This window comes from Pseudomonas sp. TH39(2020) (assembly GCF_016650715.1).
GTDB classification, from domain to species: Bacteria; Pseudomonadota; Gammaproteobacteria; order Pseudomonadales; family Pseudomonadaceae; genus Aquipseudomonas; species Aquipseudomonas mandelii_C.
Genome location: NZ_JAEKFF010000007.1, coordinates 1,023,572 through 1,037,986, shown reverse-complemented (window position 1 = coordinate 1,037,986; position 14,415 = coordinate 1,023,572). Strand labels below are relative to the sequence as shown.

The 14,415-nt window shown below is 60.8% G+C and carries 10 protein-coding genes; all 10 read right to left on the bottom strand.

The annotated features are described in order from the left end of the window. Positions 1-16 precede the first annotated feature (16 nt). On the bottom strand, positions 17-1,087 hold the full coding sequence (locus JFU47_RS25170) for a class I SAM-dependent methyltransferase (RefSeq protein WP_201186416.1): 1,071 nt from the start codon (positions 1,085-1,087) through the stop codon (positions 17-19). Beyond that, complete coding sequence (locus tag JFU47_RS25165) at positions 1,077-1,934, bottom strand: NAD-dependent epimerase/dehydratase family protein (protein ID WP_201186414.1); 858 nt, start codon at positions 1,932-1,934, stop codon at positions 1,077-1,079. Before JFU47_RS25165 ends, JFU47_RS25170 begins: the two co-directional genes overlap by 11 nt. Then, positions 1,931-3,157 (bottom strand): class I SAM-dependent methyltransferase, encoded by a 1,227-nt coding sequence (locus JFU47_RS25160; protein ID WP_201186412.1) that lies wholly within the window; start codon positions 3,155-3,157, stop codon positions 1,931-1,933. The genes JFU47_RS25165 and JFU47_RS25160 overlap by 4 nt, the downstream gene beginning before the upstream one ends. After that, positions 3,154-3,714 (bottom strand): dTDP-4-dehydrorhamnose 3,5-epimerase family protein, encoded by a 561-nt coding sequence (locus JFU47_RS25155; protein WP_140682022.1) that lies wholly within the window; start codon positions 3,712-3,714, stop codon positions 3,154-3,156. The genes JFU47_RS25160 and JFU47_RS25155 overlap by 4 nt, the downstream gene beginning before the upstream one ends. Then, entirely contained in the window at positions 3,711-4,793 is a 1,083-nt protein-coding gene (rfbG, locus tag JFU47_RS25150) for a CDP-glucose 4,6-dehydratase (RefSeq protein ID WP_201186410.1), read from the bottom strand. The genes JFU47_RS25155 and rfbG overlap by 4 nt, the downstream gene beginning before the upstream one ends. Then, the gene (gene rfbF / locus JFU47_RS25145) at positions 4,775-5,548 is read right to left on the bottom strand and encodes a glucose-1-phosphate cytidylyltransferase (RefSeq protein WP_201186402.1); all 774 of its coding nucleotides are present in this window, start codon (positions 5,546-5,548) and stop codon (positions 4,775-4,777) included. The genes rfbG and rfbF overlap by 19 nt, the downstream gene beginning before the upstream one ends. 227 nt (positions 5,549-5,775) lie before the next feature. Then, the gene (locus JFU47_RS25140; protein ID WP_201186400.1) at positions 5,776-9,348 is read right to left on the bottom strand and encodes a glycosyltransferase; all 3,573 of its coding nucleotides are present in this window, start codon (positions 9,346-9,348) and stop codon (positions 5,776-5,778) included. Between the two features lie 95 nt (positions 9,349-9,443). Beyond that, positions 9,444-11,009, bottom strand: a complete 1,566-nt coding sequence (locus JFU47_RS25135; RefSeq protein ID WP_201186398.1) for a flagellar hook-associated protein 3 — start codon at positions 11,007-11,009, stop codon at positions 9,444-9,446. Between the two features lie 13 nt (positions 11,010-11,022). Then, entirely contained in the window at positions 11,023-13,083 is a 2,061-nt protein-coding gene (flgK, locus tag JFU47_RS25130) for a flagellar hook-associated protein FlgK (RefSeq protein WP_201186397.1), read from the bottom strand. Between the two features lie 23 nt (positions 13,084-13,106). Beyond that, positions 13,107-14,405 (bottom strand): flagellar assembly peptidoglycan hydrolase FlgJ, encoded by a 1,299-nt coding sequence (gene flgJ / locus JFU47_RS25125; protein WP_201186395.1) that lies wholly within the window; start codon positions 14,403-14,405, stop codon positions 13,107-13,109. Positions 14,406-14,415 lie beyond the last annotated feature (10 nt).

Sequence of the window (14,415 nt, the reverse complement as noted above, 5' to 3'; positions counted from 1 at the left end):
TGAAAATTCTCAATGGTCACTGGAACGAAGCGCTGTCGACGGCGTGATAGACGTAGCGTCCACCGGTCATCCGCTTGATCTCTTCGAGGTAGTTGGAGTTCATCACAAACAAATGGGCGCCTTCGGGCAGAGCATCCATGGCCTCTTGTGGAGAGGACACCCGCACACCGCTCAGCGGCAGATAACGCCCCTGCTTGGCCGGATTGATATCCACCACACGATCCACCGCCACACCGGCCCGTTGCAGGAACAGTGAATAGATCACCCCTTTGGACGATGCCCCCCAGATCGCCGAACCTTGTTCGGGGGCGGCCTGAATAATCTGAACGGCGCGGTCAAGACTGGAGGTGAAACCTTCGGGCAGCGTCAGGCGCGGCACGGGTTGTTCCGGGACCAGGCGCAGCGTGGCGAGATCGGCAACGATGTACAGGTATTGGCCACCGAACAGGTGACCGGCCTCCTGCACGGTGCCGAACATCCGGCGCAGGTCATCGAGGCGGAAGTAATTGACGTGCTCGTAGAACAGGTCGAACCAGGCGCGGTGCTCGAGAATCCAGTCGAAGCACGGCACTTCGATGTAGATCTGCCCGCCCTGATTGGCCCCGGCGATCTCGGCAAGGAAGCTCACCGGATCCTGAATGTGTTCGAGCACATGACGCAGCACGATGGCGTCCGCCGCCAGACCCAGCCCGCGCGTGAACGGGGCCTTGATCACGTCGACATTGTCGCCTTCGTAGGCCGGGTCGATGCCGGTGATGGCATAGCCCTGACCTTTCAGGAGTTCGAGAAAGTAGCCTTTGCCGCAGCCGACTTCGATCAGTTCCTGGCCCTTGAAGTGCCGGGCAATGATGCCTTCGACATCGCTCAGGTGCTTCTGGAACTGGCCCGAATGCGCCTGCTCGTTTTGGTAGTCGGCGTCGTAGCTGAGCTTGTCGGCATCGAAGGCCTGGTTGAAGATCAACCCGCTCTGCTCATCCTGTACCAACACCATGTCGGCAGAGGTCGAAGCCCTGGCCGATTGCGGGTCGGCGAAGGTGCGATTCTGCAACACCGGCAGGTCGGCGACCCGATACAACTCATGCCTCATGCTCTGCTCCCAGTAGCTGTTGCAAGCGGTCCGCCACGCCCCAGAACGCCATCGGTTCATGGGTCGGGTATGGGTAGTGACCGAGGTTCAAACTGATCGATGCGCCACGCTCACGCAACCGCTGCTCGACCAGCGCTCTGACCGATATCGGCTGGCCGCTGGAACAATTGATCACGCCATTGAAGTCCCGCTGTTGCAGGATCGCCGCGAGATAACCGGCGGCAGTATCAACGGCCAGGTAATCGCGCAGTTGCTCACCGGCCGACATGTTGAAACGTTCGTCGCCGGCATCGATCGCCCGATCCAGCGCTGCCAGCAAACTATTGGGGTTCTGTCCGCTGCCGTGCAGGTAAAACAGCCGCGCCCATTGCAGGGTGAACGGCTGCACGCGCTGCAAATTTTCGAGGAACACGCGCAAGGCATTCTTTGCCAGCCCATAAGGGTTGCTTGGCTGCGGCGCGGCCTGCTCGCTAAGCGGCCCGCTCTGCAGACCGTATTCGAAACAGGTGCCCGTCACCAAAACCTGCGAGACACCCGCCTCTACCGCGCACTTGATGAAACGGTAGTCGGCCATCAGGTTGTGCTCGAAATGGAACAGTGCCTGATAGTTCGGCAATCCCGGCCAGGCCAGATGCGCCAGGGTATCGACACCCGCGGTCAGCTTGGCGATGTCCAGGTCAGCGGCGTGAATATCCGCGGCAATGAACTCCACCGCATTGATCCACGGCATGCTCGCGGCGGTCTCGGCGTTGCGCGCAACGGCCCGGACCTGACAGCCTCGGGCGAGCAAGGCAGCGACCAGATGCCGGCCGACGAAGCCGGTGGCCCCGGTGACCAGAACCTTCACAGTACGGTCAACTCAGGCACGGCGATGACGAATCGGCCACCCCACTCGCGCACTTGAACCAGCTGCTGACTGACTTCATGCAACAAATTCCACGGCAGGACCAGCACGTAATCCGGTTTTTCGATGTCGATCTGCGCCGGCGAAACGATCGGGATGCGACTGCCCGGCAGGTACTTGCCCTGCTTGTGCGGGTTGGCATCGGCGACCCACGCCAGCAAGTCCGGTTTGATCCCGGCGTAGTTGAGCAAGGTATTTCCCTTGGCCGCGGCGCCGTACCCGACCACACGCTTGCCGTCGGCTTTCGCCTGCAACAGGAAGCGCAGCAGTTCGTGTTTGATGCGTTCGGCGGCGGGCGCGAGGGTTGCGTAGTACTCGGGGTCTTTTACACCGGCATCGAGCTCGGCTTGCAGTTGCTGTTGAACCGCTGGCTGGACTTCGCGGCGCACACCGTCGACGCGCTGAACGAACACGCGCAGCGAACCCCCGTGGGTCGACAGCTGACTGACATCGAACACTTCCAGGCCATTGCGTTCACACAGCGTCTGCACAGCGGTCAGGGACAGGTAGGAATAGTGCTCGTGATACAGCGTGTCGAATTGCTGCCCTGCCATCAGGGTCAGCAATTGCGGAAACTCGAATGTCGCCACGCCCGTCGGCTTGAGCAAGGTCGCGAAACCACCGAGAAAATCATTGATATCCGGCACGTGGGCCAGCACGTTGTTGGCGGCCATCAGGTCGGCGGCCCAGCCTTCGCTTGTCAGCTGCAACGCGGTATCACGACCGAAGAACAGCTCGCGAATCTCCAGGCCTTTTCCCCGTGCAGCTTGCGCGGTGCTGCGGGTCGGCTCGACGCCCAGGCAAGGGATGCCGCGCCCGGCCACGTACTGCAACAGGTAACCGTCGTTGGCGGCGATTTCCACCACACGGCTGTCAGCCGTCAGGTCGAAACGCTCGACCATCTCGCCCACATAACGCTCGGCATGGGCCAGCCAGGTGCTGGAAAACGAACTGAAATAAGCGTATTCGGCATCGAACAGGCTGTCGGCGCTGGTGTAATCCTCGGTCTGCACCAGCCAGCATTGCTGACACACCGCTACCTTCAGCGGCACCCATTGCTCGGCGCGTTCCAGCTGATCGGCGCGCACGTAGGCGTTGGACGGCGGCGAAGTGCCAAGGTCAATCAGCGGCAAAGCCAGAGGAGTAGCGCAACCACGGCAATTCATACACGCACTCCAGCAAAGTGTTCATCGAGCACGGGATGGCTGGAATCCCTGGCCGACAGATTATTGACAGGCAACGGCCAGGCAATCGCCAGCCGTGGATCGTTCACCGACAAACCGCCCTCATGCGCAGGCGTGTAATCAGCGCTGTGCAGGTAAAGCAATTCGGCGTCTTCGGTGAGGGTTTGGAAACCATGGGCAAAACCGGCCGGGATCAACAGGCTGCGGCCATCGCCGGCGCGCAGGTGTTCGGCGTGCCAGTGCAGAAAGGTCTCCGAGTCCGGGCGTAAATCCACCGCCACGTCCCAGACCTCACCGCGCAGACACGTGATCAATTTGGCTTCCGGTGCGCTGGCGTTCTGATAATGCAGCCCCCGCACACTGCCCCGCTCACGGGTGCAGGAATGGTTGATCTGGTGGATATGAAACGGCTGGCCGAAGGCGCTCAGGCTGCCTTCGCAGAACAGTCGCGCAAAGTGCCCACGCTCATCTTCGAAGCGTTTGTGCTGCACGCTGAACAGTCCGGCCAGCGGCAATGACTTCAACAGAAACTCGCTCATAGCGCGCCTCGGTACAGGTTCAACTGGCCCAACGTGATGGCGCGCATGTCGTCGCCGTTTTGCCAGGCCAGGTGCCAATCGAGGGTATGGGTCAAGCACTGCTGCAACGACCAGCGCGGTTGCCAGGCCAACAGTTGACGGGCGCGGCTGCTGTCGAGGCGCAACAGACCGGCCTCATGCAAATCGCTCGGTTCGATGCGCAACCCGCGTGCTTGCGGCCAGCGGTTGGCGAGCAGTTCGACCACTTCGCCGACGCTGCACATGTCCGCTTCGCTCGGCCCAAAGTTCCAGGCGCCAGCAAACGCAGCGCCTTTTTCATAGAGACCGGCGGCCAGTTGCAGGTAACCGGCCAACGGTTCCAGGGCGTGCTGCCACGGGCGCACGGCTTGCGGGTAACGCAGGGTCACCGGCTCATCCGCCGACCAGGCCTTGAGCACATCAGGGATCAAGCGTTCTGGAGCGAAGTCACCACCGCCCAGCACATTGCCGGCCCGGGCCGTGGCCAGCGCCAGGCCATGTTCAGCGTAGCGCTCGGCCGGGAAGAACGACGCAGCATAGGACTGGGCCAGCAACTCGCAGCAGGCCTTGCTGCTGCTGTAAGGGTCGTGGCCGCCGAGGGCTTCGTCTTCGCGGTAGGGCCACAGCCATTCCTTGTTGGCGTAGACCTTGTCGGTGGTCACCAGCACGCAGGCGCGCACGCCACCGACCTGACGGATCGCTTCGAGCAGGTTGAGGGTGCCCATGACGTTGCTGGAGTAAGTGCCGAGCGGATCGCGATAGCCTTCGCGCACCAGCGGCTGGGCCGCCAGGTGCAGGACGATTTCCGGCTGCGCTTCGGTGATCAGTTCCAGCAAGGCGCCGAGGTCACGCAGGTCGCCGCGCTGATCGTTGATGCCCTCGTGCACCCGGGCCAGTTCGAACAGGCTCGGTTCGGTCGACGGGTCGAGGGCAAAACCGCTGACCTCGGCACCGAGGCTTTGCAGCCACAGGGTCAGCCAACTGCCCTTGAACCCGGTGTGACCGGTCAGCAAAACGCGTTTGCCGCGCCAGAATTCCGGGCTCAGTCCCATTGCTTCCATGGGGCCTCCCCGCTCTGCCACAGCGCTTCGAGGTAGTTCTTGTCGCGCAGAGTGTCCATCGGGTGCCAGAAGCCTTCATGCTCGAAGGCTTTCAATTGTTCGTCCTGGGCCAGACGGGCCAACGGCTCGGCTTCCCAAGTGGTGTCATCACCGCCGATGTACGAGAGCACTTTCGGCGAAAGCACAAAGAAACCGCCATTGATCCAGCCACCGTCACCACGGGGCTTCTCGGTGAAACCAAGCACCTGATCACCGTGACGCTCCAGGGCACCGTAACGTCCCGGCGGTTGTACGGCGGTGACGGTCGCCAGACGACCGTGGGCAGTGTGGTAGTCCACCAGTTGACGGATATTGATATCGGAGACGCCGTCGCCGTAGGTAAAGCAGAAGGCCTCTTCATCCTTGAGGTAACGGCCGGCGCGCCGCAAGCGGCCACCGGTCATGGTTTCCTCGCCGGTGTCGATGAGGGTGACGCTCCATGGCTCGCTGTAGTTCTGATGCACGTCCATGCGGTTGTTGCGCATGTCGAAGGTGACGTCGGAAGTGTGCAGGAAGTAGTTGGCGAAGAAGTCCTTGATCGCGTAGCCCTTGTAGCCAAGGCAGATCACGAAGTCATGAATCCCGTGGGCGGAATACTGCTTCATGATGTGCCAAAGAATTGGCTTGCCGCCGATCTCGATCATCGGCTTGGGCTTGAGGTGCGACTCTTCGCTGATCCGCGTACCGAGACCACCTGCCAGAATTACTGCCTTCATCGCTGTCCTCTTGCTCTTCGCGCGGCCCGTACCCCGCAGGGGTGGGCGAACCGTCAGATGCACATCATTTGCCCGCAACCAGTGGCCGTTCACGCTCTTGGGGTGAAGGTTTTATGGCGATATACAGGTGACTTGCAGGAAGTGAGCCAATTGCACAGGACAAAAAAAACGTCCGGACGCGGGCTGCGTTCGGACGTTTTCTTGAAGGTTGATGGCCAGCGACGGAATCAGTCCGGCATCCAGCCCCACAGCCAATGTTGAAGATTGTCGCCACGCAGCATGAAATCACGATGTACCGCTTCACGCAGTTCATCGCCCATGCGGTAGCTCGCATCCGGATCGGCCAAGTGCATGCGAATGGCTTGCAGCCATTCGTCCGTGCTGTTGCTGTAGACCTTGGTGCACGGCAAGTGGCCGCGATAGGCCTCGGTGTCGGTGCAGATTACCGGGTAACCGCAAGCACCGTACTCCAGCAACCGCAGATTGCTTTTGCAGTCGTTGAAGATGTGGAATTCGAGCGGTGCCAGTGCCAGGTCGAGGTTCAGGCTCGCCAGTTTGAACGGGTAGCTCTGCAAGCCAATGGTGGAGTGGAACTCGTGCACATACGGACGCAACGCATCCGGGCACATGCCAAAGAACACCCACTCGACTTCGTCCGCCAACTCGCGCACCACGTCGGCGATGATCTCCAGGTCACCGGAATGGCTGGTGCCGCCCCCCCAGCCTACACGCGGTTTGCTGGCGGTGCGGCGGCGACTGGTCAGCGTCGCCCAAGGGTCCGGCGGCAGCATGTTCGGCACCACGCGAATTTCGCTGTGCATGCTCGACAAGGCATCGGCCAATGGCTGAGTCGTCACCACCACGCGATCACACAGGGCGATGCCGTCGCGCAGCATTTGTTCGGTGTTGAGCGGCTTGTTGCGCGCGTGGGTATTTTTCTTCGGTGCGCTGACGATGTAGTCGTCGAGTTCGAAAACCCGCAGGGCGCTGGAATACTTTTTCATCCGCAGAATGTCGCTGGCGGCGCCTTCACTGTAACGCCCCTGCAGAACAATAGTATCCGGCGATAAACGCTCGATCTCCACGGTTGACGGCGATTCGTAAGCCACCCGCGCGATCACTCGCCCGGCTGCTTCGAGTTCCGCTAGCGGCGCGGTCACCCGGTAGTGGCCGACCGCACTGCTGTTGACCGGCAGACCGAGGATCAACGGCAATGCGCGGCTGCAGAACGGATTCCAGTTATTGCGCAGCGAAGGCTCCAGACTGAAACTGGAAACCCCAAGGCTCAGCGCCGGGCTGTAGGCCGGATCCTTGGCGATCTTCGGCAGCCATTTGCGATAGAAGGTTTCCTGTTCGAGTTCATGCACAGCTAACGTGGAAGGTTGCATCGGCGACTCGTCTTCCGGGGCCAGCACCACACTGGAATATGGCGTCCAGACCACCAGGTAACCGTCCTTGTTCGCTCGCAGGCACAAGTCGACATCGCTGAGGCCCTGAGTAAACGTCACCTCATCGAGTTCGCCCAGACTATCGAAAACCTCCTTGCGCACCATCAGGCAATCGTCGCGAACCGCACTCCAGTTCTGGGTCACATGCAAACGCTGCATGTAACCGCGACAGTTGGAGACCTCACCGGCAAATGGCGAACCGACCGGGCCTGCCAATCCGAGAATCAACCCGGCGCTGACGATCGAGCCCTGAGGAGTGAGAAGTCGGGCACCAACCACACCCACTTCGGGACGCTGGGCATGGTTGAGCAATTCGTCCAGCCAGTCGTTGTCGCAGATCACCGCCTGAGGACTGAGCAGCAGCAAGTACTCGCCACGCGCCAGGCTAGCAGCGAAGTTGCGGATCGCCGCGTCGTTGGCGTCACCCGCGTAACGCAGCACCCGCAACATGGCAGCGCCCAGTTGCGCCATCGCAGCCAGCCAGTCGAGCATCGCCAAATCGTCAGTGCCGCTGTCGACGATCAGGATTTCGTACTGGGTGTAAGCGGTGCGCTCGATCAAACCTTCGATGCAACGCTGCAATGCGAACAGCGAATCACCTGTCTGGATGATGATCGACACCAGCGGACGCGCGCCATGCCGATAGTCGATGCGGTTGATCAGCGGCAGCTCTTCGTGCCGGATAGCGTGTGCCACACCGATACGATCCAGATGTGCGCCGACCATCCCGGCGTTGCACTCGATCACTTCGGGTAACGACAACCATTCGGCGAAGGTCTGGCCGGACTCCACCTGGATTTCGGCAATGTGTTCGATGGTCTGTGGCCCGGCCTCTTCCACCAGACGCCACAACAGATCATGGGGTGCCAACTCACCGTGAGCCGAATCAAAACCGCCCAACGCCATGAAGCGCTGACGCTCAAAGGCCAGGGTTCGCCCGACGTAGGGATAAGCGCGCATCAGGTCGAGGTTGAAATCGGGTTTGAACACCGGGTCGATCGACTCTCCATCGAGCAGCGCACCCTCGTCGCTGTAAGCACAGAGGATGCCCGCAACACCTGCAATGCGCTCTGCCAGAACCAGCAGAGCGGACTCACGCAAGGTGTCGCCGGCCCGCAGCAGATAAAACCAGTGAGCGCCCTCCAGTTGCGGCACCACAGCGTTGAGCTGTTGCACCCAGTCTGCCTGGAAAGGCAACTGCACGACACGATCGTCAGCCGCGCAGAACGCATCGGACAGCACCACCACCGCCTGGGGGGCGTAGAGCTGAGCACTGATGCTCTGCAGCGTAGTCTTCAGCGCCGCACTGTCAGCGCTGCTGTCGATCACAATTGGCACGATCTGTGGGCGAAAGGCCCAGCTGTCGATACGCTGCGGCATATGCTGCTTCTCGACATCCGAGAACCGGCGGATCGCCAGCCACTCGCGATAGAAGTCGGCGTAACTCTCGCTTTCCCCACCCACCCGGCCGTCAATCACAGTGTTGCGGTTGCCCAGGATTCGCACGACGCACAACTCTTCCCAGGCATGGGGCTGGTCGGTGATTCTGGCCAGTTCGATATAGCGTACCCAGCCCGACGCCGGTGCCGATTCACCGCTGCGCGCCGCCAGCATCTGCGCCAGCCAGCTCCACTCGACTGCCGCTGCCGCGACCATCTCCGGGGTCTTGCTCAGGCGTTCCGGATACAGTCGTTCGGTACTCAGCACCGTGCTGAGCGACACCAGATTGCCGCGACGCATCAGGCACACGAACAGGGCGAAATCGAGCATGGCGACGAAGCCGGCACCTTCCTGGATCAGTGTCGGCAACAACTCCAATACATCGGCTCGACGCATCAGAGTCGAACTGAAGTTACCGAGGAAATTCTTGGGCGTGCCTTCGAAGATCGCCAACATATCGTCGCCCTTGAGCAACGCATCGTTCGGCACGAAGCGGCAATTGCCGACCCGCGGCGGCAGCAGGAAATTGCCGGCGTCATTGAACATGCGCAGGGCAAACACCACATTGACATCGGCATGATCGATCAACACCTGAGCCTGCAAGGCAATACTCGGCGCAAACAGACGATCATCGTCGCACAGCACTTTGATGAACTCGCCCCGGGCTTCTTTAACGCAACGCAGCAAGTTTTTCTGCAGCCCCAGACGCTGGGGATTGCGCAGATAACGAATCGGGTGCGCCAGCTCGGCAAAGCTGTCAACGATGTCGCAGATCTCGTCGCTGGAGGAGTCATCGCAGATGACGATCTCGATCTGCTCGTAGGTCTGGGCGAGCGCACTTTCCAGCGCCTGGCTGAAAAATCGCGGGTTGAAGGCAGGGATGACGATACTGACGAGGGGGCGTTGATTCACGACGGGAAACTCTCGAGCGGCGGGCCTCCACCCTTTCAGGCAGAGGCCACGGAACCGCTTAGGAAAAGACGGTTGGCAGCTCGACAGGCACAGACTCAGACCTTGTTGAACAAGCCCAACTGAGCAATCTTGCTGAAGGCCAGTTGCGAGGCTTGCAACATGGTTTGTTGCAAGGTCAGACGGGTCATCACTTCAGCTGGATCGGAATCTCGGATCGACGATTGGGTCTGGGCGTTGGCCAGGGTCAGGCTCTGGTTGGTATCGCTCTGATTTGCCAGGGCCTGGCCACGGCCACCCACCGAGCTCAAGGCGCTGGACAATTGGTCAGTGCCGCTGGCCAGGTTGGCATTGCCCGCGGCCAACGACGCTTGCAGCTTCTGGGTTGCAATCGCATTGCCATTGGTTGGCGTGTTCAGCGCAGTTTTCAACTGGCTCACGGTGTCCAGAATGTTCTGGGTTTCGTGGGTGTTCACCGCAATACTGAACTGATCACCCGCACCCGGAGCACCGGTCAGCGAGAAGCTAACGCCCGACGCCGTCGCCACACCGGCAGCCACAGAACCGGAAGACACCGGTGTGCTGCTGGCAGTCAACGGCGCCGCGTACAAGTCAAATGCGGTGGCGCTGGTGAACTTCAGGATCGCCGAGCCAGTCGGGAAACTGGCGTGGTAGTTCGCAGGGTTAGTGACGCTGCTGCCGCTGATCTGTGTCGCCGACGGGTTACCCGGGCTACGGGTCGTGGTGAAGGCGTCGGGCTTGGCCGCCAGGGTAAAGCTGTGGCCCGGCAGCACGGTCGCCGCAGTATCACCGACGCCCAGATTGATATTGAGGGTCAGCTCGACGCCGCGGAAAGTGACCGCCTGACCCGCCGCGCTGGATGGATCGAAAGCGCCGCCCTGACTGGCTTCAGCGGTCACGTCATTGCCGGCCGAGTCAGTGATTTTCAACTGGGTGCCGCTGACGAAGTCCACGGTGTACGGCTCGCCGCTACGGAACTTGTTGTTGTAGGTGATGTTTGACGACACCTGGCCGTTGGAAAGAGTGACGCGGCCGTCATCCACGGCCGGCGCGGTCATGGTGACCTGGCTGCGGCTCGTATTGATCGCCTGCTGGAACGCATCCCAACCGGTGCTGTTGGTCGCCATCGACATGGTGTCGCCGATTGCCAGATCCAGTGTGACCTGATCGCCGTTGTAGCTGTAGGTGCCGTCGTTGTTGCGCGAGAACGGCGCGGTATCGCCCTTCGAGCCGGAGAAGATGTACTTGCCGTTCTCGTCCTTGCTGTTCATCAGACTCAGCAGCTGCTCTTCGATCTGACCCAACTCCGAAGCCGTGGCCTGGCGATCGGCGTCGGTGTACCCGGCATTGCCGGCACTGACAGCCAATTCCTTGGCACGGGTCAGCACGTTGTTGATGCTGGTCATCACCGCCTCGGTCGTACCCAGGGTCGCCTTGAGGGTGTTGGTGTTGGCCGCGTACTGATCCAGCATCGAAGCCTGCTGCCCCAATTGCAGCAAGCGCGAAGCGCCGACCGGATCATCGGCTGCGGTGTTCACGCGAACCAGGCTGCTGGCCTCTTCGCTGCTCTTGACCACATTCGCGAAGTTCTTCTGGTAATTGGCAGCCGAGGACTCGTAAAACTGGGCGGTAGAAATGCGCATGGGCTACGACTCCTTAAATGCTGTTGATCAATGTGCTGAAGATTTCCTGCGCAGCCTTGATGATCTGCGAAGAGGCGGTGTAGTACTGCTGATACTTGACCAGGTTGCCGGTTTCCTCATCGAGGTCGACACCCGAAAGCGAGTCGCGCGCACCTTTGGCGTTCGCCAGGATGGCTTCGGTCGCGGCGCTGTCGAGCTTGCCCTGGGCGGCCTTGGAACCAACACCCTCGACCAGTTTGCCGTAGGCGTCGTTCAGGGAAATACCCTTGCTCGCCGAACCGGTGTCCACGGTCTGTGCGGTCTGCAAACCGGCCAGCGTTGTACCGTTACGGTTGTCCAGACTGCCCGGCTGATTGAGCGTCACGTTGATCGCCGTCGAGGCACCCGGCGAGCCCGCGATGGTCATGTCGAACGTTGCAGTGCGCTGCACGATTGGCGGCCCCGGATCATTGATCGGGGCCCCGCTGGCGTCGACCAGAGGAATACTCAGCGACAACGTATTGTTCTGGCCCGGCACGATGGTGCCGCTGCTGAGCGGATTCCCCTTGGCATCGAGCATTTGGTAAGTCTGGGTCGCTCCGCCCGTCGCACCGAACACGATTTTGACCGGCGTGGAGTTTTTCAGGCCGTTCTGCATCGCGGTGGTGGTGGCCGCGTCGTAGATATCGAACTTCGTGGTCAGGGTCGGCTGGCCGCTGGCTGGAATCGTCAGCGTGCCACTGCCGCCTGCTGCAATGGCCGCACCCAACGGTGCCGCGATGGCCAGACGTTTGGAGTCGGTCATCTCGGTCTTGATGTTGGCGGCCGCGTTACGGGTCGGGGTGATCTTGAAGGTATCGCCTGCAGCCGCGGTGCCACCGGTCAGATTCAAGGAAAAACCGTCGATCACCGGCGCTGGCGTGGTCAGCGTGCTGAAGCTGCCCATAGACGAATTGTCTGGCAGGCGCTGCACGGTGTAGTCGGTGGCGCTGGTGAACGTCACCTTGTAATCGTTGATGGTCAACTTGCCAGTGTCTTCGATGCTGACATCGAAGTTGCCCGAGCCTGCACTGTTATTGCCCGAAGCGATGCTGCGCTGAGCCATCTGCGCGGCACTGTTGATGCTGTTGAACAGGTTCGAACCGAAGTCACCGTTCTTGTCGATGCCCTGGGCCTGAATGCTGTTCATCTGATCGGCGACGACCAGAGCGACGCGACCCAGTTCGTTCATGGCCGGGTCGAGCACGGTGCTGCGATAGCGCAGCAAACCGCCGATTTCGCCACCGGTCATGATCGACGTGATATCGATGGTGCTCGAACCACGATTGAGTTGCAGCGCCAAGCGGTTCGGGTCGTCTTTGCCCGGCACGACTTCGAGTTTGTTGACGGTATTGCCCATGACCAGCGGCTGGCCGCTGCCCAGATAGATATCGACGTTACCTTCGCGTTCGACGATCTGCGCGCCGGTAAAGGTCGAGAGCTGGCGTACGGTCTCGTTACGGGCGTCGAGCAGCTCGTTCGGCATGCCGCCAGAGCTGGAAATCTCGGTAATCTTCTGGTTCAACTGCGCCACGGTGGCGGCCAGTTTGTTGACCTGATCGGCCATGTTCGTCAGGTTGCCATTGATGTTCGCGTTCTGCGCGTTCAATTGGCTGGACACTGAATTGAAACGGTTGCTCAAGGCCTGGGCATCGCTGAGCAGCAGCTGGCGTGAAGCGTCGTCACCCGGCTTGGCGTTGACGTTCTGCACCGAGGCGAAGAACTTGGTCAGTGCGCCGTTCAGGCCAGTGCCGCTGTCCGACAGCAGTTTGTCCAGCGGCGTGACCTGACCCAGGTACGCGGCCGAATCGCTGTTGAGCGACGTGGTGGTCTGCAGTTGGGCGTCAAGGTAGCTGTTGTACACCCGACGTACATCAGCCAGGGTCGTGCCGGTACCGATGTAGACATTGCCGAACTGCTGCGAGGCTTTGGTGCCCTGCACGGTCTGCTGACGCGAGTAACCCGCGGTATCGACGTTGGCGATGTTGTTACCCGTAGTCATCAACGACGATTGGCTGGCTGACAGCCCCGACATCCCGATGTTGAGCAAACTCATGGTTCAGACCTTATAGCTTATGCCTATAGAGGCGTGGTGGTAGCGCCCGCCGCAGCGTAGTTCTGGTAACTCGTCATCTGCTTGGCTATCTGCGAAATCTTGCTTGCGTAGTCCGGGTCGGTTGCGTAACCGGCCTTTTGCAACTCGCGCACAAACTGTTCTGGGTTATCGGCCGACTTCACAACATCTTGATAGCGATTGTTGGTTTGCAGCAGCGTCACAAGGTCATGGAAGCTGTCCTTGTAAGAGTCATAGGAACGGAACTGCGCCGTCTCCTTGACCATCTCGCCATTCCTGAATTCACTGGTGATTGCCCGCGCCGATTCGCCTTTCCAACTGCTGCCAGCCTTGATGCCGAACAGGTTGTGACTGCTGCTGCCATCCTGGGTGCGCATGACCGATTTGCCCCATCCGGTTTCCAGGGCGGCCTGCGCCACCAGGTAACGCGGATCGACACCAATGCGTTCGGCGGCCTCTTTGGCCATCGGCAGCATGGTGTTGACGAATTCGTCAGCGGAACTGAACGCTTTCTTCGCCGGTGCCAGCGGTATTTGAGCCATGGCACGGCCATAAACCTGCAGGCGACCGGCAGAGGTCGAATCTGTTTGCGCAGCCAGCCAATCGCCGTTGTACAGGGGACCGGCACCGGTTTTGGTGCTCTGCGGCATTTGGATGCTGTGCTGCGCCGTCGTGGCGGTCGCGGCAGTGGTCGATGCCGACGGCACCAGCCCTGCGAGCAAGCGGTCGGCCAGTTTCGGCGGCAGCGCCAGACGTCGCTGATTGATCAGCGCCATATCATTGCGATGAGTGCCCTCGCCCGCACTTGCCGACTTCACCGAGCGCGAAGCCCACAACGGACGCTCGCCATTGAGGCGCGACAGCGGCCCGTTGGTGGCGACCGTACCGGCGGCAATCGGGGTTTCCACGGCGGCTTTCGCGGCAGCTTGCTTGGCGGCTGACGCGGCAGCGGCCTCGCCCGGGGCCATCGGTTTGTTCTTCGACATCTGACGCATCAGCACGTCAGCCAGACCAATACCGCCACCCTCACGGGACATGGAAACGGCCAACTGCTGGTCGTACATTTCCTGATATTGCTTGGCTGCCGGCGTGTTGAGCGGATTGTCCTGGCCCAGGGTTTCAGTGGCCGAGCGCATGGACTTGAGCATTTCACCGAGGAACAGCGACTCGAATTCCTGCGCCACCTTACGCATGTTGCCGTCGCTGTTCTTGTCGCCGACCTTGAGCTGGTTCAGGCGATTGAGGTCCGAATAGGAACCCGAATCGTTGCTGCTGACCCCCAATCCGCCCTTGCGCATATCCATGGTCGCCGTC

Coding starts and splice junctions, on each gene's coding strand:
- rfbG (WP_201186410.1), bottom strand. CDS start 4,793: ATGGAAGCAATGGGACTGAGCCCGGAATTCTGGCGCGGCAAACGCGTT.
- rfbF (WP_201186402.1), bottom strand. CDS start 5,548: ATGAAGGCAGTAATTCTGGCAGGTGGTCTCGGTACGCGGATCAGCGAA.
- JFU47_RS25160 (WP_201186412.1), bottom strand. CDS start 3,157: ATGAATTGCCGTGGTTGCGCTACTCCTCTGGCTTTGCCGCTGATTGAC.
- flgK (WP_201186397.1), bottom strand. CDS start 13,083: ATGAGTTTGCTCAACATCGGGATGTCGGGGCTGTCAGCCAGCCAATCG.
- JFU47_RS25135 (WP_201186398.1), bottom strand. CDS start 11,009: ATGCGCATTTCTACCGCCCAGTTTTACGAGTCCTCGGCTGCCAATTAC.
- flgJ (WP_201186395.1), bottom strand. CDS start 14,405: ATGGATATGCGCAAGGGCGGATTGGGGGTCAGCAGCAACGATTCGGGT.
- JFU47_RS25170 (WP_201186416.1), bottom strand. CDS start 1,087: ATGAGGCATGAGTTGTATCGGGTCGCCGACCTGCCGGTGTTGCAGAAT.
- JFU47_RS25155 (WP_140682022.1), bottom strand. CDS start 3,714: ATGAGCGAGTTTCTGTTGAAGTCATTGCCGCTGGCCGGACTGTTCAGC.